This is a genomic window from Pleomorphomonas carboxyditropha, assembly GCF_002770725.1.
Lineage (GTDB): Bacteria > Pseudomonadota > Alphaproteobacteria > Rhizobiales > Pleomorphomonadaceae > Pleomorphomonas > Pleomorphomonas carboxyditropha.
This window is the reverse complement of the sequence record NZ_NQVN01000019.1, coordinates 37,177-58,097: the sequence shown is the minus strand read 5'-3', so window position 1 is coordinate 58,097 and position 20,921 is coordinate 37,177. Positions and strand designations below refer to the sequence as shown.

The window sequence follows — 20,921 nt, the reverse complement described above, 5'->3', positions numbered from 1 at the left end:
AGGGGCAAATCGTCATTCGGCCGGAGCCGGCCGTGCGGCGAGCGCCGGCCTTGCCGGGCGTTCCTTCGGTTTCGGCATCGGCAGCAGGCCATCGCGCTGCGCCTTCTTGCGGGCGAGCTTGCGCGAGCGTCTGATGGCGTCGGCCTGCTGGCGCTTGCGCTTTTCCGACGGCTTTTCATAGGCGCGATGCGCCTTCAGCTCGCGGAGAATGCCTTCCCGCTGCATCTTTTTCTTGAGGACACGAAGAGCCTGATCGATGTTGTTGTCTCGAACGAGAACCTGCACTGATTTTCCGATCCATTGGGAGAGCAAGGCGCCACTGGCCGGGTGGCGATCGGCTGGTTCCGTCTGCAAGTGCCGGCCGGTCGCAACGCGGGTGATGGGCACTTCAGGAACAGGCAGAGGGCTCCCAGTTCACGCCCTCTGAGCAGCGTCACCCCATTCTTTTAGGCTCTTTCACGTCAAAACGCTACCCCTTGAAAATAAACTTGCACATTGCCTTGTCTTTATTTTGGGCAGGGCGCATATTGGTACGATGTTTTCGCTGGGAGTTGCGTTTTCCGGCACCCGGTCTCCGAATTTTTCTCAAGCTGCCAAAGTAAATGTCATTGGGATGGTCGGAAAAACAAGTCATTCGTTCCGAGATTGTGGCGAATTTCAGTAGCGGCCCTACGTGCCGACGGAGATCTCCAGCGGACATCGGACCAAATCCATCGCCATCCGCGACCGGTGCGGCCGCATACCCAAGGGAGTCGATCCTCATGACAACTGCCGACGTGTTACTCCGGGCGAGCCCCGCCGTCAGGCGCAGCGCCACGGTCCATATCTTCAAGGTGGGTGAACTGGTGCTGCTGAAGCCCAGCTTCCAATATGCCTCGGCCGCCGGCGTCTACCGCATCACCGCGATCCTGCCGTGGTCCGAGGGCCAGCCGCAATATCGCATCCAGAGCGACGAGGAGCGCTATGAACGGGTGGCGCCGCAGGACAGCCTGGAGCGGGCGACCGCATCGGCGTCCGGCGACAACAGCAGGGCCATGCTCGTCAAGAGGACGTTCGGTCACCGGCCGCGATAGCGGGCGTATCTTTCCTCCGCCGTATGCCGCCGGGCGGCCTGCGCCAGTTCCAGGCTGACGACCCGCCGGCCGACCGGCCAGAGGGATATGCCGGCCAGCTTGAAGCACTGGAGGCCGAAGGGAATGCCGATGATGGTGACGCAGTAGATCACGCCGAGCACGAGGTAGGAGAGGCAGAGCGCCAGCCCGAAGGTGAGCAGCCACAGCACGTTGAAGACGAAGCCGACGGTGCCGGTGACGGCCGTGGTGGGCGTCAGGCCCTTGCCGTCGAGCTCGCGGACGTGGACCACGTCCTTGCCGAACGGAAAGGCGCTGAGCTTGGCCATCTCGATCGCCGCCCGCGTCAGCGGCAGGCCGACGATGGAAAGCGCGAAGACCGCCGCGCCGAGCAGCCAGAGGAGGGCGGTGAACGCGCCCCCGAAGACGAACCAGATGACGTTGCCGGCAAGGCGCATGGTGAATCCGTGGGGTGAGGGCGGAAAGTTCCACCAAGGGGGTAGGTAGGGATTGCAGAGGTCGGCAAGTAATCGGGGGAGGCGACCTGAACTCGATTGACGACGGCTCCGTTACTATCCCAAATTCCGCCGATGAGCGAGGATCTCTACCCTCCGATTGAACCCTTTGAGTCCGGGCTTCTTCAGGTCGCCCACGGAAATCGGATCTATTGGGAGGTTTCCGGCAATCCCAAGGGGAAGCCCGCGCTTTATTTGCACGGCGGTCCGGGAAGCGGCCTTGGTTCGGGCAGTTACCGGCAGCGCTTCGACCCGCTGAAATACCTCATCGTCGGGATCGACCAGAGGGGATGCGGGCGCAGTCGTCCTCTTGCTGCCGAGGCCATCGACGAGTTGCACACCAATACGACGCAAGCTTTGATCGAGGATATCGAAGCGGTCAGGACACGCCTCGGCATTGGAGCATGGTTAATATCCGGCGTATCGTGGGGAACGACGCTCGCGCTCGCCTATGCCGAGGAACACCCGGACAAGATTTCGGAACTGGTTCTCGTCGCGGTCACGACCACCAGCCGCGACGAGGTGGACTGGATCACCGACGGCGTCGGGCGAATCTTTCCCGAGGCTTGGCAACGGTTCGAGCGCGATTCCGGTCGGCGTCCCGGCGAGCGCGTCGTCGAGGCCTATGCGCGCAGGCTGGCGACATCGGACGTAGAGGATCGATTGCGGGCGGCTCGCGCCTGGAACGACTGGGAAACGGCCCATATTTCCCTCGATCCGAATTGGGTGCCGATCGATCAGCGGTTCGACGATGAACGGGGATTGGTTTTCGCGACGCTCGTCACCCATTACTGGGCCAACGACGGTTTTCTGCGAGACGGCAAGGAGATATTGAAACGCATGCCGGTGATAGCCCATATCCCGGCCGTCCTGATCCACGGCCGCCGTGATATCAGCGGGCCAGCCATTACGCCTTGGGCGCTTCACAATCACTGGCCGGCAAGCCGCCTTGTGATCGTGGAATCCGAAGGGCATGGCGGTCCGCAATCTTTCAGGGAAATGCGCTTGGCGCTCGATGCGTTTGCAGGTCAGCCAGATGGAGAGTAGGGGCGACGCGTCAAGCACGCTTCAGGATTTCGTTGATGCGGCTCTGCCAGCCCTTGCCGCTCGCCCGGAAGCGCTCGACGACGTCGCTGTCGAGCCGTAGCGTCACCGACACCTTGGTCGGCGCCTTCTGTGGGCCGCGCGTGCGACGCGTCTTTTCCGCAAGTTCGGGGAAAACCTCGGCAAATGGCTTTGCCTGTGCCAGTTGTTCCGCCGTTGCTTCGGGGCTGTCCAAAACCTCGTCCCAGTCGGCCTTGCTGTAGCCGCGTCCGGGCTGGAAGTCCGGCGTCTTCTTCTTGCTTTGCATTCTGGCGGGTTTGTTTCCGTCAGGCCGCGTCTCGAACCTTCACGTCCACCTGATGGCCGGCGGCGGCTACCATATTGACCAAGCTGTCGAGTCCAAACAGGCTGATCTTGCCTCGCAGGAGGTCGGAGATGCGCGGCTGAGTGACTCCAAGCTGCTTTGCAGCTTCGGCTTGCGTCCAACCCTTTGCCTTGATGATTGTCTTCAGCGCGACCATCAGTTCGGAACGCATCTGCATGTTGAGAGCCTCGGCAGGTGTGTCGCTGATCGCATCCCAAACTGAGACATAACGCTCGCTGATCATTTCTTCGTCGCTCATGGCCGTAAGCTCCTAACCAGAGAGTTATATCTTTTCTTGGCTAACTCGACATCCGAAACAGAGGTCTTCTGCGTCTTCTTCTGGAAGCAATGCAGGACATAGACAGCATCCGAGAACTTCGCAACATACATGATCCTGTAAATTCCACTGGAATCCCTGACGCGGATTTCGTTCACGCCACTGCCGATTTCCGAAAACGGCTTCCAATCATCCGGTTCTTTTTCCGTTTGGACTAGGTATAATTGATAGCCCGCCTCCTCGCGCGCTGCAGCCGGGAACGCTCGTAGGTCGTCTTGTGCTGATCCTATGAACGCCAGAGCCTTCATGTCTGCTCCATACAAAATTCTGTATACCAAAAAGGACGTTCTAGCTCAATGTCCTCATGAGCATTGCCACGTTGCGGGCAGTCAGGGGTATTGCCTCTTCCCCTACCTCCCAACCCCCACCTTCACCGCCTCGTCCTTCCTCTTCCTTGCCTTCAGCGGCGTCGTCGATTCTCTGACGATGAGCTGTGTGGGCAGCACGATCTGCTCCGAGGGGGCGTCGAGGCCGGCGACGAGGGCGAGGAGGAGGTTGACCGAGGCGCGGGCCATCTGCTGCAGCGGCTGGCGGACGGTGGTGAGCTGCGGGTGGAGCTGCGAGGCGATGGGGATGTCGTCGAAGCCGACCACCGAGATGTCGCCGGGCACGCTGAGGCCGGCCTCGCGGATGGCGGCGATGGCGCCATAGGCGGAGATGTCGTTGGCGGCGAAGATGGCGGTGGGCCGGTCGGGCAGGGCGAGCAGCTTGTTGGCCGCCTCGAAGCCGCTCTTGCGCGAGAAGTCGCCGGCCACCTCGAGGTCGGGGTCGTAGGGCAGGCGGGCCTGGGCGAGGATGTCGCGATAGGCGCGGCGGCGGTCGCGCGCCGAGGTCAGGCGGTCGTTGCCGGAGATGAAGGCGATGCGGCGGTGGCCGAGCTCGATCAGGTGCTGGAGGGCCGAGATGGCGCCCTGGTAGTTGTCGGCGGTCACCGACGGGAAGGCCGAGACGGCGCCCTGCTCGATGGTCACCACCGGAATGTGGGCCGAGACGACCGATTCCAGATAGTCGGATTCGTAGGGCAGGATGACGATGACGCCGTCGGCGATCTGGTGGAGGAGGTCGAGGATGGAGCCGGGCGGCCGGCGGTCGCAGACCGGCAGCGAATAGACCAGCATCTCGTAGTCGGCGGCGCGCGCCACCGCGCCCATGCCGAGCACCAGGTCGGAGGTGAAGGGCGTGTGCAGCTCGGCCACCACGGCGATGATGCGGGTGCGGGCGCCGGAGAGCTTCTGGGCGGCGCGGTTGACCACATAGCCCATCTCGTCGGCGATGCGCAGGATGTCCTCGCGCTTCTCGGGCGAGACGCCGGGCCGGTTGTTGATCGCCCGCGAAGCCGTCATCAGGGAGACACCGGCAACCTTGGCGACCTCGGCTAAAGTTGGGTATTGTCGCTTCATCATTTGGTCGAATGGTTTCCGGATCAGGTTTCTGTTTGTCCGATGACCCGCGGACTGTCAACTGCGCCGGCGATCGCCGCGCCCCGAAAAGGCGCGGAAAACCGCTGGCGACGGGCGGCACCGAACAGGGTGCACCCTGCCAGCAAGAGCCCTCCGCAGGTTTCCGTCAACAGCCAACTGGTAGAGTTGACGCGATGGAACGTTAGCGCTAACGTTCCGCTGTCACCCGTTGCTAACTCAACGTGATCCTTGGGAGGAGAAGGTGTCTTCTAATTTCGTTCGCAAGATTTCGGCGCTGGCCTGCGGCGCCGCCATGGCCGCCGTCGTTCCGTTCGCCGCGCAGGCCGCCGACAAGGTCATCACCGAGTGGGACCTGCAGACCACGGCCGGCGCCGTCAAGGTGATCCGCGGCGCCGCCGACCGCTTCGAGGCCGCCAACCCCGGCTACAAGGTCGAGGATACCCACATCCTCAACGACGCCTACAAGACCAAGATCAAGATCGCCTTCGGCGCCAACGAGCCGCCGTGCGTGTTCAGCTCCTGGGGCGGCGGACCGTTGCGCGAATATGTGAAGGCCGGCCAGGTGGTCGACCTCACGCCCTATCTCGACAGCGACCCGGCCTTCAAGGACCGCTTCCTGCCGGCCAGCTTCGGCGCCTCCACCATCGACGGCAAGATCTACGCCCTGCCGGCCGAGAACACCGCCATCGCCGTGGTGTTCTACAATAAGGAGCTGTTCGCCAAGTACAACGTGACGCCGCCGACGACCTGGGACGAGCTCCTGAAGGTGATCGACGTGTTCAAGGAGAACGGCATCGCCCCGTTCGCGCTCGCCAACAAGAACAAGTGGACGGGCTCGATGTTCTACGGCTACCTGGTCGACCGCATCGGCGGCCCCGAGGCCTTCGCCAACGCCGTGCAGCGCAAGGACGGCGGCTCGTTCGCCGATCCGGTGTTCGTGGAAGCCGGCAAGCGGCTGCAGGAGCTGGTCAACGCCGGCGCCTTCCAGAAGGGCTACAACGGCCTCGACTACGACGTCGGCGGCTCGCGGCGCCTGCTCTACACCGACAAGGCCGCCATGGAGCTGATGGGCACCTGGGAAGCCTCGACCATCGGCAACGAGAACCCGGAGTTCGCCAAGAAGCTCGGCTTCTTCCAGTTCCCGTCGGTGCCGGACGGCAAGGGCGATCCGAACAACCTCCTGGGCACGCTCGGCGACAACTACATCTCGGTGTCGAACGCCTGTCCGGAGAAGGACAAGGCCGTCGAGCTCCTGAAGTTCCTGACCGACGACACCGCCGCCGCCGGCCGCCTCGCCGACAACCGCATCATGCCGCTCAAGGACGTCAAGACCGACAACCCGTTCCTCACCGAGGTCTACTCGCTGGTCGCCAAGGCGCCGAGCGTGCAGCTCTGGTGGGACCAGGAGCTGCCGCCCGAGCTCGGCGAATTGCACAAGGACACCTCGCAGGCGCTGTTCGGCCTGTCGAAGACGCCCGAGCAGGTGGCCGAGGAGTTCGAGGCTGCCGCCAAGGCCAAGCTGCAATAACCTCTCCTCCGACGAACGGTCCTGCCGACGGTTGACGCCGGCAGGGCAAAATAGCTGACCGGAGGATTTCCGTGACCGATATATCGACGCGTTCCGCCGGCGGCGGAGCGGCAGGGGCGGCTTTGTCCCTCAAGAAACTGGCGCCGGCCGTCTTTCTCGCCCCGGCCGTGCTGCTGCTCGCCGTCTACCTGATCTATCCGCTGATCGACAGCTTCCGCCTGTCGCTCCTCGACTGGAACGGCCTCGGCGCCAATGCCCGCTTCGTCGGGCTCGACAACTGGAAGAAGCTCGCCACCGACGCGCTGTTCTGGGAAGCCGCCTGGAACAACATCCTGCTCGCCGTCTTTTCGGTGCTGATCCAGATGCCGATCGCCCTCATCCTGGCGGTGGTGCTCGACAACGCCGGCAAGGGCTCGCGCATCCTCAAGATCCTGTATTTCCTGCCGCTCCTGATGTCGTCGGTCGCCTTGGGCGTCCTGTTCAAATACTTCTACGACGTCAACTTCGGCCCGCTCAACGCGCTGCTCGACTACGTCGGCCTCGGTTCCCTCGCCCAGGACTGGCTCGGCGACACGCGCTTCGCGCTCGGCGCGGTGATCGCCGTCGTCTGCTGGCAGTTCATTCCCTTCTACATGGTGCTGTTCATGGCCGGCCTCGCCTCCTTCCCGGCCGAGATCTCGGAAGCCGCCAAGCTCGACGGCGCCTCGGAGACCACCATCTTCTGGAAGATGAAGCTGCCGCACCTCAAGGGCACGCTGCGCACCGCCATCGTGCTCAGCGTGATCGGCGCGCTGCGCTACTTCGACCTGATCTACGTGATGACCGGCGGCGGGCCGGAAGGCGCTTCGGAACTGATGGCCACCTACATGTACCGCAACGTCTTTTCCTCGTTCCAGCTCGGCTACGGCAGCACGGTGGCCTCGGCGATGTTCATCATCGTCATCCTGATCGCCTCGGTGCTGCTGCGCTTCTCCAAGCGCTACGAGACGGAGGTCTGATCATGGCGACATCCCCCGTCACCCGCGCCGCCGGCCGCGTCGCCGTGCCCGTGCTCGGCCTCTTCTGGCTCGCCGTCACCACCGTGCCCTTCCTGTTCATGGTGATGACCACCTTCAAGACGCAGCAGGAATCCTACGCGAGCTCTGTCTGGGCGCTGCCGGAGGGCCTCAACTTCGTCAACTACGCCGACGTGCTCTCGGGCCCCTTCCTCGCCTATCTCAAGAACTCGGTGATGGTGGTGGTGATCTCGGTCCTGCTGATCGTGCTCATCTCGGCCATGGCCGCCTATGCCTTCGCCCGCATGCGCTTCCGCTTCAACGAGGCGCTGTTCGGGCTGATCGTCGCCGGCATGATCGTGCCGATCCACATCACGCTGGTGCCCATCTACCTGATGACGCGCGACATGGGCCTCTACGACAGCCCGTTCGCGCTGGTCGGTCCCTATGTGGCGACCTCGCTGCCGATCTCGGTGTTCATCCTCACCGAGTTCATGCGGCAGATCCCCAAGGAGCTGGAAGAGGCGGCGCGGCTCGACGGCTGCGGTCCCTTCGCCATCTTCTTCAAGATCTTCCTGCCGCTGTCCGGGCCGGGCCTTTCCACGGTGGCGATCTACAACGCCATCATGCTGTGGAACGAGTTCATCTTCGCCTACGTGCTGACCTCCTCGACCAGCACCCGCACGCTGCCGCTCGCCATCTGGGACTACCAGGGCCAGTATTCCTCCAACATCCCGGCCATCCTCGCCGTCGTCACCCTCACATCGCTGCCGCTCGTCGTCGCCTACGCCTTCGGGCAGGAGAAGATCGTCAAGGGCATGATGGCCGGCTCCGTCAAGGGCTGAGGCTTCGGAGACATTCCATGACCAGCATCACTCTCTCCGGCGTCAACAAGTCCTTCGGCGCCAATTTCCCCGTCATCAGCGGCGTCGATCTCAAGATCGATGACGGCGAGTTCTGCGTGTTCCTCGGGCCGTCGGGCTGCGGCAAGTCGACGCTCCTCAGGATGGTGGCCGGCCTCGAGACCGCCTATTCGGGCGAGATCCGCATCGGCGACCGGGTGGTCGACAAGGTGGAGCCGGCCGACCGGGAAGTCGCCATGGTGTTCCAGAACTACGCGCTCTACCCGCACATGAGCGTCTACGACAACATGGCCTTCGGCCTCAGGCAGGCGAAGACGCCCAAGGACGAGATCGACCGGCGCGTCAGGGAAGCGGCGCGCATCCTGCAGATCGAGCCGCTGCTCGACCGCATGCCGAAGGCGCTTTCCGGCGGCCAGCGGCAGCGCGTCGCCATCGGCCGGGCCATCGTGCGGCAGCCGAAGGTGTTCCTGTTCGACGAGCCGCTCTCCAACCTCGACGCCGCCCTGCGCGTCCACATGCGCTCGGAGATCGCCACGCTGCACCGCAACTTCCCGGCGGCGTCGATGATCTACGTGACGCACGACCAGACCGAGGCGATGGCGCTCGCCGACAAGATCGTGCTGCTGCATGCCGGCAAGGACATGCTGAAGCACGGCTCGATCGCCCAGGTCGGCAAGCCGCTCGACCTCTACCACCGGCCGCGCAACCTGTTCGTCGCCGGCTTCCTGGGGTCGCCGACCATGAACTTCATCGAGGCGAGCTTCGCCGGCCAGCAGGCGGACGGCGCCCGCGTCGCCCTGAAGAGCGGCGAGGAGATCGTGGTGCCGGTCGACGGCTCGACGCTCGCCGCCGGCGCCGCCGTGACGCTCGGCGTCAGGCCGGAGCATCTCGCGCCGGTCGCCGCGTCAGGCGCCGCGCTTGGCGCCCAGACGCTGACGCGCCGGGTGTCGGCGGTGGAGCATTTCGGCGAATACAGCTTCGTCTACCTCGATGGCGGCACGCCGGCGCCGCTGATCGCCAAGGTGGCGGGCGACGGCGGCTTCAAGGCCGGCGACAGCGCCAGCTTCGCGGCGCCCGCCGACTGCTGCCACCTGTTCGACGCCGACGGCATCGCGCTCAGCCACCTCTGATCCTTCCCAGACCTCCACGCAGGACGGCCGACGGCCGCAAAGAGCCCCCAATGACCTTCGTTTACAAAGACCCCAGCAAGCCGATCGCCGATCGCGTCGCCGACCTCCTGGGACGCATGACCATCGAAGAGAAGATCGCCCAGATGCACGCGATGTGGCTGGTGCTCGACCAGCACGGCCAGCACCGCCCGCGCACCGAGGACGCGTTCATCGGTCAGTCGGACGAGACGACGCTGACCGACATGCTGAAGAAGGGCCTGGGGCAGATCACCCGGCCGCTCGGCACCCGCTCGGTCGATCCGGCCGAGGGCGTCCGGGCGCTCAACAGCCTGCAGAAGTTCCTGGTCGAGGAGACGCGGCTCGGCATTCCGGCGATCAGCCACGAGGAATGCCTCTCCGGCATGATGGCGCGCGGCGGCACGCTGTTCCCGTCGTCGCTCGCCTATGGCGCCACCTTCAATCCCGAGCTGATCGAGGCGGTCGGCCGGATCATCGGCGAGGAGGTGCGCTCGCTCGGCGGCCACCAGGGCCTCGCTCCCGTGCTCGACGTCGCCCGCGACGCCCGCTGGGGCCGCACCGAGGAGACCTTCGGCGAGGATCCCTATTTGGTCGGCGTCATGGCCACCCGCTACGTGCGCGGCATGCAGGGGCCGAAGCGCGACTTCCTGGCGACGCTGAAGCACTACGCCGGCCATTCCTTCTCGGAAGGCGGCCGCAACCACGCGCCGATCCACCTCGGCTGGCGCGAGCTCAACGACATCTTCCTGCTGCCGTTCGAAATGGCGGTGAAGCAGGCCAACGCCGGCTCGGTGATGCCGGCCTATCACGACATCGACAACGAGCCGAGCCATGCGAGCAAGCACCTGCTGACCAAGGTGCTGCGCGAGGACTGGGGCTTCGACGGCCTGGTGGTCGCCGACTATATCGGCGTCAGCCTGCTCTACCAGCACCATGGCCTTGCCAGCAATCAGGCCGAGGCGGCGGCGCTGTCCTTCAACGCCGGCCTCGATCAGGAACTGCCGGGCGAGGACTGCGCGACGCATCTCCGCGAGGCGCTCGACCGCGGCCTGATCACGCTGGAGAAGATCGACGAGATCGTCGTCCGCGTGCTGACCGAGAAGTTCCGCCTCGGCATCTTCGAGAAGCCCTATGCCGACGACACGGCGATCCGGCTGCAAACGCCGGAGGCGGTCAGCCTTGCCCGCAAGGTGGCCGAGCAGTCGGTGACCATCGTCGCCAACGACGGCATCCTGCCGCTCGATCCGGGCAAGAAGATCGCGCTGATCGGCCCGGCCGCCGACGACCCGCTGGCGCTCTTGGGCGACTATTCCTTCCCGGTGCACCTGATCCTCTCCGACGCCAACGAGAGCGCCGGCCCGGTGGTGACGCCGCGCGCCGCCTTCCAGGCCGCCGCCGGCCAAGCCAACCTGATCTATGCCCGCGGCTGCAACATCCTCGACGAGCGCAAGGCCGGCGCGCCGGTGTTCCCCGGCGACGTCGCCGACTCGTCGGTGGTCGAGCAGGCATCGTCGCTGTCGACGCGCACCGACCTGATCGCCGGTGCCGTCGAGGCGGCGAAGGCGGCCGATGTCGCCATCGTCTGCGTCGGCGACCTCTCGGGCATCTTCCAGACCGGCACGGTGGGCGAGGGCTCGGACGCCGACACGCTGGAGCTGCCGGGCGTGCAGCAGAAGCTGCTCGACGCGGTGGTCGCCACCGGCACGCCCGTCGTCGTGGTGCTGTCGTCGGGCCGGCCCTACAATCTCGGCGGCCTGGAAGACAAGATCGCCGCCCAGGTGTGGACCTTCTTCGCCGGCCAGGAAGGCGGCAACGCGCTCTGCGACGTGCTGACCGGCAAGGTCGAGCCGTCCGGCCGGCTGACGCTGTCGGTGCCGAAGAACGTCGGCGCCGCGCCCTATTTCTACAATCACAAGCTCAAGAGCTCGGGCACGCCGATCGCCCGCCACTTCGGCAGCCAGTATCCGTTCGGCCACGGCCTGTCCTATACCAGCTTCGAATTCGAGGATCTGAAGCTCGCCGCCGACACGGTGGACGTGGAAAAGGGCGAGATCGTCGCCAGCTTCACGGTGAGGAACACTGGCTCGCGCAAGGGCGTCGCCGTGCCGCAGCTCTACATCCGCGACGTGCTCGCCTCGGTGGTGCGGCCGGTCAAGGAGCTGAAGGCGTTCGGCCGCGTCGAGCTTCAGCCGGGCGAGGTGAAGCGTGTGACCTTCTCCGTGCCGGTCGACATGCTGTGCTTCACCGGCCCCGAGGGCTACCGCGTCGTCGAGCCGGGCGAGCACGAATTGCAGCTCGGCGCCTCCAGCGCCGACATCCGCCTGAAGGCCAAGGTCGAGGTCACCGGCAAGACGCGCAAACTGCCTAGGGAGTGGCGGATGGAGAGCCGGTTCGCCGTCGCCTAATTGTATGACAAAAAAGCCACTCCGCCGGGGCGGAATACGCCCCGGCGCGAGCGGCGGCTTGCAGATGAATCGTTTCGAGAGGATAAAAGAGGCGGAGGATTTCAAGGTTTGAGGGAGGGGCGCCAGGCCGCGCCGATCCTTTTCGAGTTTCCGGCGGTGATAACTCCCGCACCTCCGGAGAACGCGCGGTCGCTTCCCAACCGCGCATCACGCCCCCCGGCGTCGAGTGCGAGGCGGACCTCCTTCCCGAGGCCGCCTCGCTGGCGTTTTGGGAGGCTATAATATTTTGATTTCTGTATATAATTCGCTTGTCATCCTGCGCGAAGGCGCGGGACCTCGGGCCGAAAAGGGCGAGGGATGGATATAGGGCGACGCGGCATTTGGAGCGCGATATCGACCGATCGCTCCATTCTGCCCGAGGTCCTATGCCTTCGCATAGGATGACAATCTATAGATAGGACAACCCATAGATAGGATGACGACCTATGAAGCTGATTCCTATATATAAATCTGTCATCCTATGCGAAGGCATAGGACCTCGGGCAGGATAGGGCGGCGCGGCTGATATAGGTCCCCCGTGTCCGTCTTGAGGGACACTCCCGGCTTTGCGCAAGGATTCGGATCCCCTGTCCCGGGCCCTGTTGGGATCACCTGGACTTGGTATCCGACGGGCGCCGCTCCTCGGCCTGCGCCTGCGAGACGAACTCCCGGAGCAGGGCGACCCTATGCGGGCGAAAGCTGTGACCGGTCGGACTGAAATCCTTGATGCGATCTATTCTGAAACGTCGGAACGCCTTTCGCCGGCAGCATTTTGCGATCAGTATCAGCGCGTTTTCGAGGTAAAGAATCGAAAGCGGCCAGATCTCCCGATCCGTCGTCTGCCCTTTTTCGTCCGTGTAGCGAATCGCCAGAACGTCTTCCTGCCAGCAGGCCGAACGCAGGGCGGCCATGTCGAGAGACGGGGCGGCGGGCGCGGTCGGCCTGTAGATGCCGTTCACGGCGTGAATGGCATGCAGTTGCAGACGCTCCGGCAGTGTTGCCGTGATCTTGGCGAACACCGCCTCGGCGGCTCTGGCCAATTTCGGATCGCCGACGTGCTTGACCTCCTCGAGCCCCAAGACCAGGGCTTCGATCTCGACCCGGCTGAACGTCTGAGGCGGCAGGGCCATATCCTCGACCAGATGGTAGCCGAGGCCCGTCGCGCCATCGATGGTTGCCCCGGCGGCCCTGAGACCGTCGATATCGCGATAAATGGTGCGAACCGATACCCCGGTCTCTTCCGCCAGCCGAACGGCGGTCACCGGATGGGGCAAGGTGCGGAGAGCCTGGAGCAATCGCAGGAGTCGGTCGCTTCGCGCCATGTCTGGTCCCTTACTGTCGTGTTTTGTCAGTAAGGTTAGGGGATATTGGCCATCGGTTCCATAGGCATTCCGCTTGGCCGGAATTCGGAGACGAGGGAAATATCAGCGATGTTTCGACCCAATAGCCTCATACTTTACGTGGATGACGTCGATCGCAGCACGGCATTCTACAAGGATATACTGAAAGCCGATCCCGTTGAAACATTCCAGGATTTTTGCGTCTTCGCCCTGGCCGACAGTTTTGTTGTCGGCCTGCAGGCGAAGCACGCTATCGACCCCAAGCCCCAGCAGGGCATCGGCGGCTTCGAGCTGTCTTTCAGCAACGCCACGACCGAGGAAGTCGATGCGCTTTGGGCGGAATGGAAGGCGAGGGGCATCGAGATCGTACTCGAACCGACCACGCTGGAATTCGGCTATACATTCGTGGCCGCCGATCCCGACGGACACAGGCTGCGCGTCTGCGCAACCGACACCACGAACATCGCCTGATCGACCGGAATTCGAGCCGGAAACGCCGGCCGCGCGACATGCCCCCGGCGTCGAGTGCGAGGCCGACCTCCCTCCCGAGGCCACCTCGCTGGCGTTTTGGGAGGCTATAATATTGATTTATAGATGTAATTTATCTGTCGCCCTGCGCGAAGGCGGGAGGACCTCAGGCCGAAAAGGGCGAGGGACGGATATAGGATGTCGCGACATTTGGAGCGCGATATCGGCCGATCGCTCCATTCTGCCCGAGGTCCTATGCCTTCGCATAGGATGACAGAATTATATATATTAAACAGTTACATAGTACATCCATAGCGTATCCGTAACCCTATCCATCACCTGTCATCCTGCGCGAAGGCGCAGGACCTCGGGCAGGATAGGGCAGTGAAGCTGATATAGGTCCCGCACGACGACCTTGCCGTTTCGAACCGCGCCCCTAGAACGCCCCCAAGCGGATTGGTTTGACTTGGCCGAATTCATGATTGATGAAGTCGACTGCGTCGGGTAGCCGATCGAAAGGCATCAACACGGGGGCAATGACGTTCTACGGCCATTATTATTCAGCTAAATAACGCGATCGCCATAGTTTCCTTCATGCCACGTGGCGATTGGGTTACAAGCGTCACGTGCCTGTCCAGGGACTACAGCGGCCGCTTGCATCTGGTCGATGGTCGGCCGTGCAGGTTTTCAACTCCGGTCTCCGGAAGCTCAGGTGGTTCCCGCATGACAGAAGCCGTGATCGTCCTTGCCGCAGCCTTGCTCGCCGCCCATCTGCTCACCGTCGGTCTCTACCTCGTTCGCCTGCGCCGCCGGCCGCCGCTCGAAGGCGCGATCGGCCGGCCGAGGGTGACGCTGCTGAGGCCGGTGTGCGGCCGGGAGGCCTTCGACCGGGAGACGCTGGAAAGCTCGTTCGCGCAGGACTATCCCGACTACGAGGTGATCTTCTGCGCGCCGTCGGACGACGACCCGGCCGTGCCGCTGCTCAAGGAGCTGATCGCCGCGCATCCGGAACGCCGCGCCCGCCTGTTCACCGGCGAGCAGCGGATCACCCACAATCCCAAGCTCAACAACCTCTCGCCGGGCTGGCAGGCGGCCGAGGCCGACTGGGTGTGCATGGCCGACAGCAATCTCTACCTCCCGGCCGGCTATCTCGGCACCGTCGTCGCCGCCTGGGACGCGGAGACCGGCCTCGTCTCGTCGCCGCCGATCGGCGAGCGGCCCGACGGCCTCGCCGGCTCGCTGGAATGCGCCTTCCTCAACGGCAACCAGGCGCGCCTGCAATTCGCCTCCGACAGCCTCGGCAACGGCTTCGCCCAGGGCAAGACGCTGTTCTGGAACCGGCGGATGCTGGAGGAAGCCGGCGGCCTCGAGGCGCTCGGCCGCTATCTGGCCGAGGACGTCAACGCCACCAAGCTGGTGCGGGGCGCCGGCCTCAAGGTGCGCCTGACGCCGCTGCCCTTCGCTCAGCCGATCGGCCGGCGGACGTTCCGCGAGGTGTGGAACCGGCAGTTGCGCTGGAGCCGGGTGCGCCGCGACGGCTTCCCCTGGCTGTTCGCCGTCGAGCCGCTCAACGGGCCGCTGGTGCCCTTCGTGCTGACGGTGGTGGCCGCCGACCGGCTCGACATGGCGGCGGTGATGCTGCCGATCACCGCCGGCCTCTGGTACGGCGCCGAACTGGTGCTGATGCGGCGGGCCGGCTGGCCGTCGGGCTGGCGCGACATCGTGGCGCTGCCGCTCCGGGACGCGCTGCTGCCGGTGCTGTGGCTGGCGACCTTCCTGAGGCGCGACATCGAATGGCGCGGCAACGCCATCGCGCCGCTCGACGCCGAGGAGCGGATGACGCCGGTCCTGGTGGACCATGATTGAGCACACCGAGCTCGTGTCGATGATGTCGACCTACGGCCTGTGGGTGCTGACGCCGCTCGCCGTGCTCGAAGGGCCGATCGTCACCGTGATCGCCGGCTATCTCGCCAGCCTGTCGATCCTCAGCCTGTGGCAGGTCATCCCCTGCGTCATCGTCGCCGACGTCCTGGGCGACGGCCTGATGTATTTCGTCGGCCGCATGGCGCTGGGCGGCCTCGGCCCGAAGTGGCGCGAGCGGCTGGGCCTGTCGCGACGGCGGATGTTCGGCCTGATGCGCGGCTTCCGGCGCAACGGCGCCCGCATCCTGGTGGCCGCCAAGCTGACCCATGCCGCCGGCTTCGCCGCCCTGACGGCGGCCGGCGCCGCCCGCATGCCCTTCGCCGACTTCATCATCGCCAATACGCTGGCCGCCATCCCCAAGTCGCTGTTCTTCGTCGCCCTCGGCTATCTGTTCGGCAGCGCCCACGAGGCCATCGCCGGCTGGCTGTCGGGCGAGGCGATGCTGCTGCTGGCCGCCGGCCTCGTGGTGGTCGCCGTCGTCTATTTTCGGCGCAAGGGAGGGGCGAAGCGATGACCGGCCCGCGCTTCACCTGCCTGATCCCCGCCTTCAACGAGGCGGCGCGGCTGCCCGGCGTGCTCAGGGCGGTGGTCGGCCATCGGCGGCTCGACCGCGTGCTGGTGGTCGACGACGGCTCGACCGACGGCACCGGCGATGTCGCGCTGCGGCACGGCGCCGAACTGCTGCGCGCGCCGGACAACCGCGGCAAGACGCAGGCGCTGCGCCTCGGCCTCCAGACGGTGCGGACGAGCCACGTGGTGCTGGTCGACGCCGATCTCCAGGGCCTGACGGCGGAGGCCGTCGACGCGCTGATCGCGCCGGTGGCCGACGGCACGGCCTACGCCTCGGTGTCGCTGCGCGGCAACGCGCCCTGGGTGTGGCGGCGCATCGGCATCGACTATATTTCCGGCGAGCGCGTGTTCCCGATGGCGCTGATCGCCGACCGGCTGGCGGCGCTCGATCAGCTGCGCCGCTTCGGCTTCGAAGTGTTCCTCAACCGGCTGCTGATCGCCGGCGGCCATCGGGTGGCCATCGTCGGCTGGCCCGGGGTGGCGAGCCCGGCCAAGGCCGTCAAGCGCGGCCTGTGGCGCGGCATCTACGCCGACGCCGCCATGCTCTGGGACATCGCCGGCACCATCGGCCCCATGGGCGCCGTCGGCCAGATCCGCGAGCTGACCCGGCTGGCGAAGCGGTGAGGCCGCTCCGTGAGCCAATATAGGTTTCCGTGCCTTCACAGGCGATTGCCTTCGGGCGGATGGCCGGAGGTCTTTTCCGTTTTGGCGTGGCTATACGCCGTTTTCCGGGACCGGCCTGCCCAAACGTCCCCGGAGAACAATCGGCTAGAGGAAAACAGGCCGGCGCCGCGATCCGCGTCCGCCGGGTCCAATCACGCTATATTGAAAACCACACCGATATGACCGTCACCCGACTGTCATGCTACGGGCATAGCCGGACGTTTGTCGAACCAAGCTGGTTCCCTCCGGGCCAGTACACAAGCACCTTGGGAGAGACGACGTGACCCCATTCAAAAAAATCCTTGCGACGACCGCCGCCGGCCTGGCCGGCCTCCTCGTGGCAACCACGGTTCAGGCCGCCGACATTTCCGGCGCCGGCTCGAGCTTCATCTACCCGGTGTTCTCCAAGTGGGGCGCTGCCTACAAGGAACAGACCGGCGTGGCTCTCAACTATCAGTCGATCGGCTCCGGTGGCGGCATCAAGCAGGTCGAAGCCGGCACGGTCACGTTCGGCGCTTCCGACAAGCCGCTTTCGGACGACGAACTCGCCCAGAACAGCATGATCCAGTTCCCGATGGTCATGGGCGGCATCGTCCCGATGTACAATATCGAGGGCGTCAATCCCGGCGAGCTGGTTCTCGACGGTGAGACGCTGGTGCACATCTTCGACGGCACCATCACCAGTTGGGACGACCCGGCGATCAAGGCCCTGAACGCCGACCTCAAGCTGCCGGCCCAGCCGATCGTCGTCGTTTACCGCTCGGACGGATCGGGCACCACCTTCAATTTCACCAACTACCTGTCCAAGGTATCGCCGGAGTGGAAGGACAAGATCGGCTCCGACACCGCCGTCGAGTGGCCCGTCGGCCTCGGCGCGAAGGGCTCCGAAGGCGTTGCCAACACCGTCAAGCAAACCGCCGGCGCCATCGGCTACAACGAGTATGCCTACATCGTCCAGAACAAGCTGGGCTTTGCCAAGATGGTCAACGACGCCGGCAAGGTGGTGACGCCGTCGCTCGACACCTTCGCCTCCGCCGCCTCGAATGCCGATTGGGCCGGCGCCAAGAACTTCAACGTCGTCATCACCGGCCAGCCGGGCGACACGAGCTGGCCGATCGCCGCTTCGACCTGGGTGATCATCCACACCGACGCGAGCAAGGACCCGGACGCCTACAAGGGCGCGCTGACCTTCTTCGACTGGATCTACAGGAACGGCAAGGACGACGCCGCCGCCCTCGACTATGTCGCCATTCCCGACAACGTCTCCAAGCTCGTCGAGACGTCCTGGTCGGCCATCAAGGTCGGCGACCAGCCCGCGTTTACCGCGGTGCAGTGATCTCTTCGTCCGAGGAGAGCATTGCTTCGGCGGGTGGGGGCACGGGCTTCACCCGCCGATTCCATTTGCCGAAATCCGTTTCTTCCCTTCGGGTCAAAGGCGCCAGCATTGAAGACGTCCGACTCCTCCGCCGGCACGGTGGCCGACGGTCCCTCCATGTCCGGCCTCGGGGCGGCGGCCGGCCGGCCGCCTCGCCCGGCCCGAACCAGGTTCGGCGACCGGCTGTTCATCCTCCTGAGCCGGGGCTCCGCATCGCTGGTCGTCGCCGTTCTGGGTGGCGTGCTGGTGGCGCTCGCCCTCGGCGCCCTGCCGGCGCTGAGGGAATTCGGCCCGGAATTCGTCTGGTCGGACCGCTGGAGTCCGGCCAAGGATCTGTTCGGCGCCGCCGCGCCCATTTACGGAACCCTGGTCACCTCGGCCATCGCCATGGTGATCGCCGTTCCCCTGTCCTTCGGCATCGCCATCTTCCTGACCGAGCTTTGCCCGCCGCCGCTGAGAAGGCCGATCGGCATCGCCATCGAGCTGCTCGCCGGCATTCCGAGCATCATCTACGGGCTCTGGGGCTTCTTCGTGCTGGCGCCGATCATGCAGAGCACGATACAGCCGGCGCTCATCGCCACGCTCGGCAATCTGCCCGGCATCGGCGTGCTGTTCAAGGGCGCGCCTTATGGTGTCGGCATGCTGACCGCCGGCGTGGTGCTGGCGATCATGGCGCTGCCCTTCATCACGGCGGTGACGCGGGATGTCTTTGCGACCGTTCCGGCCATGCTGCGCGAAGCGGCCTATGGCGTCGGCATGACCACCTGGGAAGTGATCCGCCACATCGTCATTCCCTATTGCCGCACCGGTCTTGTCGGCGGGATCATGCTCGGTCTCGGCCGGGCGCTCGGCGAGACCATGGCGGTGACCTTCGTCATCGGCAACTCGCACCGGATCGCCGCCTCGCTGATGGCGCCGGCCACGACCATTTCCGCCTCGATCGCCAATGAATTCACCGAAGCCACGTCGCCGCTCTACACCGCGAGCCTGATCGCCCTCGGCCTCATCCTGTCGGTCATCACCTTCTTCGTCCTCGGACTGGCCAAGTGGATGATCCAGCGTTCCACGTTTCATTGACGAGGTTGCCGATGTCCCGCCTTTCCCGTCGACGCTGGACCAGCCGCATCGCCATGCTGCTGTCGATGGTCGCCACGGCCTTCGGCCTCGTCATCCTCGCCGCCATTCTCTGGACGCTGCTCAGCCGTGGCGTCGCGGCCATCAGCCCGGAGCTGTTCTACCTGGACACGCCGCCGCCGGGCGTGGCGGGCGGACTTGCCAACGCGCTTTACGGCTCCGCCGTCATGACGCTGGTGGCGCTGGCGATCGCCGCGCCGCTGGGCGTCATGGCCGGCACGGCGCTGGCCGAATTCTCCGGCCGGTCGCGCGTGGCCGCCGCGGCCGGCTTCCTCAACGACGTGCTGCTCAGCGCGCCGTCCATCGTGATCGGCCTGTTCGTCTACACGGCCATGGTGGTGCCGATGGGGCATTTCTCGGCCTGGGCCGGCGCCGTTTCGCTGGTCATCATCGCCTTGCCGGTCATCGTCCGGACCACTCAGGACATGCTGCAACTGGTGCCCGGCTCGCTGCGCGAGGCGGCGGTGGCGCTCGGCACGCCGCGCTGGCGCGTCGTCGTCTCGGTGGTCTGGCGGGCGGCGAGCAACGGCCTTCTCACCGGCATTCTGCTCGCCTACGCCCGCGTCGCCGGCGAGACCGCGCCGCTCTTGTTCACCGCGCTCAGCAATCAATACTGGAATTCCGACATGAACGCGCCGATGGCGAGCCTGCCGGTCGTCATCTTCCAGTTCGCCATGAGCCCCTACGACGACTGGCAGCGGCTCGCCTGGGCGGGAGCGTTCATCATCACGCTGACCATCCTCGTCATCAACATTGGCGCCCGCGCGCTCGGCACCTCCAAACATTCCTGAAGGACAGCCGCCATGATCAACCTTCGTCCGCCCGAAGCCGGTGTATCGAACGGGCGCCGCGCCATCGGTTCGGCGCTGGAAAAGCCGGCCAAGATCGATGCCAGGGGCTTGCGCTTTTCCTATGACGGGAACCACGAGGTCCTGAAGGGCATCGACGTGACCTTGCGCGACCGGGCCGTCACGGCCTTCATCGGCCCGTCCGGCTGCGGCAAGTCGACGCTGCTCAGGATCTTCAACCGGATGTACGATCTCTATCCCGGACAGACGGCGACGGGAGAGGTTCTGTTCGACGGTCGCAACATCCTGTCGAAATCCGAGGACCTCGAAGAGCTGAGGGGGCGCATCGGCATGGTGTTCCAGAAGCCGACGCCGTTCCCGATGTCGATCTACGAGAACATCGCCTTTGGCGTCCGCCTGCACGAAAAGCTCGGCAAGGCCGAGCTGGACGAGCGCGTGGAGGCGGCGCTGCGCGAAGCCGCGCTGTGGGAGGAGGTCAAGGACAAGCTCGCGCAGAGCGGCCTCGGCCTGTCCGGCGGCCAGCAGCAACGCCTCTGCATCGCCCGCGCCATCGCCATTCGTCCCGAGGTGCTGCTTCTCGACGAGCCGGCGTCGGCCCTCGATCCCATTTCCACCGCCAAGATCGAGGAACTGATCGACGAGCTGCGCGCCGCCTATTGCATCGCCATCGTCACCCACAACATGCAGCAGGCGGTCCGCGTGTCCGAATACACGGCCTTCATGTATCTCGGCGAACTGATCGAGTTCGGCGCCACCGACGACATTTTCACCCACCCGCGGAACCAGCGCACCGAGGCGTATGTGACTGGCCGCTTCGGCTGATAGACCGTTTTGAAATTCTACTCCGGCGGCCGTCTGACGCGACTTTCTGCGCTTCCGGTGCTCACGGACCTCAAAGTCCGCTCCGCTC

At 65.1% G+C, this 20,921-nt stretch carries 22 protein-coding genes; 15 read left to right on the top strand and 7 right to left on the bottom strand.

The features are described from left to right. Nucleotides 1–12: 12 nt before the first annotated feature. Nucleotides 13–285, bottom strand: a complete 273-nt coding sequence (gene rpsU / locus CJ014_RS21055; RefSeq protein WP_100082466.1) for a 30S ribosomal protein S21 — start codon at nt 283–285, stop codon at nt 13–15. Nucleotides 286–761: 476 nt separating this feature from the next. Here rpsU and CJ014_RS21050 point away from each other — a divergent pair, with 476 nt between their 5' ends. Continuing rightward, nucleotides 762–1,073, top strand: a complete 312-nt coding sequence (locus CJ014_RS21050) for a hypothetical protein (RefSeq protein ID WP_100082465.1) — start codon at nt 762–764, stop codon at nt 1,071–1,073. On the opposite strand, the gene CJ014_RS21045 is transcribed toward CJ014_RS21050, so the two are convergent. Continuing rightward, nucleotides 1,058–1,528: a YccF domain-containing protein gene (locus tag CJ014_RS21045; RefSeq protein ID WP_100082464.1), complete on the bottom strand. Its 471-nt coding sequence runs from the start codon at nt 1,526–1,528 to the stop codon at nt 1,058–1,060. The genes CJ014_RS21050 and CJ014_RS21045 overlap by 16 nt on opposite strands. Nucleotides 1,529–1,660: 132 nt before the next feature. On the opposite strand from CJ014_RS21045, the gene pip reads away from it, so the two are divergent. After that, nucleotides 1,661–2,632 carry a prolyl aminopeptidase gene (pip, locus tag CJ014_RS21040; protein ID WP_100082463.1) on the top strand — a complete coding sequence of 324 codons (972 nt, stop codon included), beginning with the start codon at nt 1,661–1,663 and terminating at the stop codon, nt 2,630–2,632. 10 nt (nt 2,633–2,642) lie between these two features. On the opposite strand, the gene CJ014_RS21035 is transcribed toward pip, so the two are convergent. The 4 genes from CJ014_RS21035 to CJ014_RS21020 all read right to left on the bottom strand — a co-directional run bounded on the left by CJ014_RS21035 (nt 2,643) and on the right by CJ014_RS21020 (nt 4,730). Next, on the bottom strand, nt 2,643–2,936 hold the full coding sequence (locus tag CJ014_RS21035; RefSeq protein ID WP_100082462.1) for a BrnA antitoxin family protein: 294 nt from the start codon (nt 2,934–2,936) through the stop codon (nt 2,643–2,645). A gap of 19 nt (nt 2,937–2,955) precedes the next feature. After that, nucleotides 2,956–3,252, bottom strand: a complete 297-nt coding sequence (locus CJ014_RS21030) for a helix-turn-helix domain-containing protein (RefSeq protein ID WP_245427510.1) — start codon at nt 3,250–3,252, stop codon at nt 2,956–2,958. Further along, the gene (locus CJ014_RS21025; RefSeq protein WP_100082461.1) at nt 3,249–3,578 is read right to left on the bottom strand and encodes a type II toxin-antitoxin system RelE/ParE family toxin; all 330 of its coding nucleotides are present in this window, start codon (nt 3,576–3,578) and stop codon (nt 3,249–3,251) included. The genes CJ014_RS21030 and CJ014_RS21025 overlap by 4 nt, the downstream gene beginning before the upstream one ends. A gap of 102 nt (nt 3,579–3,680) precedes the next feature. Continuing rightward, entirely contained in the window at nt 3,681–4,730 is a 1,050-nt protein-coding gene (locus CJ014_RS21020) for a LacI family DNA-binding transcriptional regulator (RefSeq protein WP_100082512.1), read from the bottom strand. A gap of 262 nt (nt 4,731–4,992) precedes the next feature. Here CJ014_RS21020 and CJ014_RS21015 point away from each other — a divergent pair, with 262 nt between their 5' ends. The 5 genes from CJ014_RS21015 to CJ014_RS20995 all read left to right on the top strand — a co-directional run bounded on the left by CJ014_RS21015 (nt 4,993) and on the right by CJ014_RS20995 (nt 11,690). Next, nucleotides 4,993–6,279, top strand: a complete 1,287-nt coding sequence (locus CJ014_RS21015) for an extracellular solute-binding protein (protein WP_207765829.1) — start codon at nt 4,993–4,995, stop codon at nt 6,277–6,279. Nucleotides 6,280–6,350: 71 nt separating this feature from the next. Then, on the top strand, nt 6,351–7,277 hold the full coding sequence (locus CJ014_RS21010; RefSeq protein WP_207765828.1) for a carbohydrate ABC transporter permease: 927 nt from the start codon (nt 6,351–6,353) through the stop codon (nt 7,275–7,277). A 2-nt stretch (nt 7,278–7,279) separates the two neighbouring features. After that, a complete protein-coding gene (locus tag CJ014_RS21005) occupies nt 7,280–8,119 on the top strand; it encodes a carbohydrate ABC transporter permease (RefSeq protein ID WP_100082460.1) in 840 nt (279 codons plus the stop codon). Nucleotides 8,120–8,136: 17 nt separating this feature from the next. Beyond that, nucleotides 8,137–9,267: an ABC transporter ATP-binding protein gene (locus CJ014_RS21000; protein WP_100082459.1), complete on the top strand. Its 1,131-nt coding sequence runs from the start codon at nt 8,137–8,139 to the stop codon at nt 9,265–9,267. A gap of 50 nt (nt 9,268–9,317) precedes the next feature. Further along, the gene (locus CJ014_RS20995) at nt 9,318–11,690 is read left to right on the top strand and encodes a glycoside hydrolase family 3 N-terminal domain-containing protein (RefSeq protein ID WP_100082458.1); all 2,373 of its coding nucleotides are present in this window, start codon (nt 9,318–9,320) and stop codon (nt 11,688–11,690) included. 647 nt (nt 11,691–12,337) lie between these two features. Here CJ014_RS20995 and CJ014_RS20990 read toward each other — a convergent pair. Further along, nucleotides 12,338–13,051 carry a helix-turn-helix transcriptional regulator gene (locus CJ014_RS20990; protein WP_100082457.1) on the bottom strand — a complete coding sequence of 238 codons (714 nt, stop codon included), beginning with the start codon at nt 13,049–13,051 and terminating at the stop codon, nt 12,338–12,340. Nucleotides 13,052–13,159: 108 nt separating this feature from the next. Between CJ014_RS20990 and CJ014_RS20985 the strand changes: the two genes are divergently transcribed. From CJ014_RS20985 to pstB, 8 genes are all read left to right on the top strand, one after another. After that, complete coding sequence (locus tag CJ014_RS20985) at nt 13,160–13,540, top strand: VOC family protein (protein ID WP_100082456.1); 381 nt, start codon at nt 13,160–13,162, stop codon at nt 13,538–13,540. A 720-nt stretch (nt 13,541–14,260) separates the two neighbouring features. Continuing rightward, the gene (locus tag CJ014_RS20980) at nt 14,261–15,403 is read left to right on the top strand and encodes a ceramide glucosyltransferase (RefSeq protein WP_100082455.1); all 1,143 of its coding nucleotides are present in this window, start codon (nt 14,261–14,263) and stop codon (nt 15,401–15,403) included. Next, nucleotides 15,396–15,974, top strand: coding sequence for a DedA family protein (locus tag CJ014_RS20975; protein WP_100082454.1), 579 nt, complete (start codon nt 15,396–15,398; stop codon nt 15,972–15,974). Before CJ014_RS20980 ends, CJ014_RS20975 begins: the two co-directional genes overlap by 8 nt. After that, the gene (locus tag CJ014_RS20970) at nt 15,971–16,654 is read left to right on the top strand and encodes a glycosyltransferase family 2 protein (RefSeq protein WP_100082453.1); all 684 of its coding nucleotides are present in this window, start codon (nt 15,971–15,973) and stop codon (nt 16,652–16,654) included. The genes CJ014_RS20975 and CJ014_RS20970 overlap by 4 nt, the downstream gene beginning before the upstream one ends. Nucleotides 16,655–16,973: 319 nt before the next feature. Next, the gene (gene pstS, locus CJ014_RS20965) at nt 16,974–18,029 is read left to right on the top strand and encodes a phosphate ABC transporter substrate-binding protein PstS (RefSeq protein ID WP_100082452.1); all 1,056 of its coding nucleotides are present in this window, start codon (nt 16,974–16,976) and stop codon (nt 18,027–18,029) included. A 156-nt stretch (nt 18,030–18,185) separates the two neighbouring features. Then, nucleotides 18,186–19,145 carry a phosphate ABC transporter permease subunit PstC gene (gene pstC / locus CJ014_RS20960; RefSeq protein ID WP_100082509.1) on the top strand — a complete coding sequence of 320 codons (960 nt, stop codon included), beginning with the start codon at nt 18,186–18,188 and terminating at the stop codon, nt 19,143–19,145. An 11-nt stretch (nt 19,146–19,156) separates the two neighbouring features. After that, entirely contained in the window at nt 19,157–19,993 is an 837-nt protein-coding gene (pstA, locus tag CJ014_RS20955) for a phosphate ABC transporter permease PstA (protein WP_100082451.1), read from the top strand. Between the two features lie 12 nt (nt 19,994–20,005). Then, nucleotides 20,006–20,833 carry a phosphate ABC transporter ATP-binding protein PstB gene (gene pstB / locus CJ014_RS20950; RefSeq protein WP_100082450.1) on the top strand — a complete coding sequence of 276 codons (828 nt, stop codon included), beginning with the start codon at nt 20,006–20,008 and terminating at the stop codon, nt 20,831–20,833. Nucleotides 20,834–20,921 lie beyond the last annotated feature (88 nt).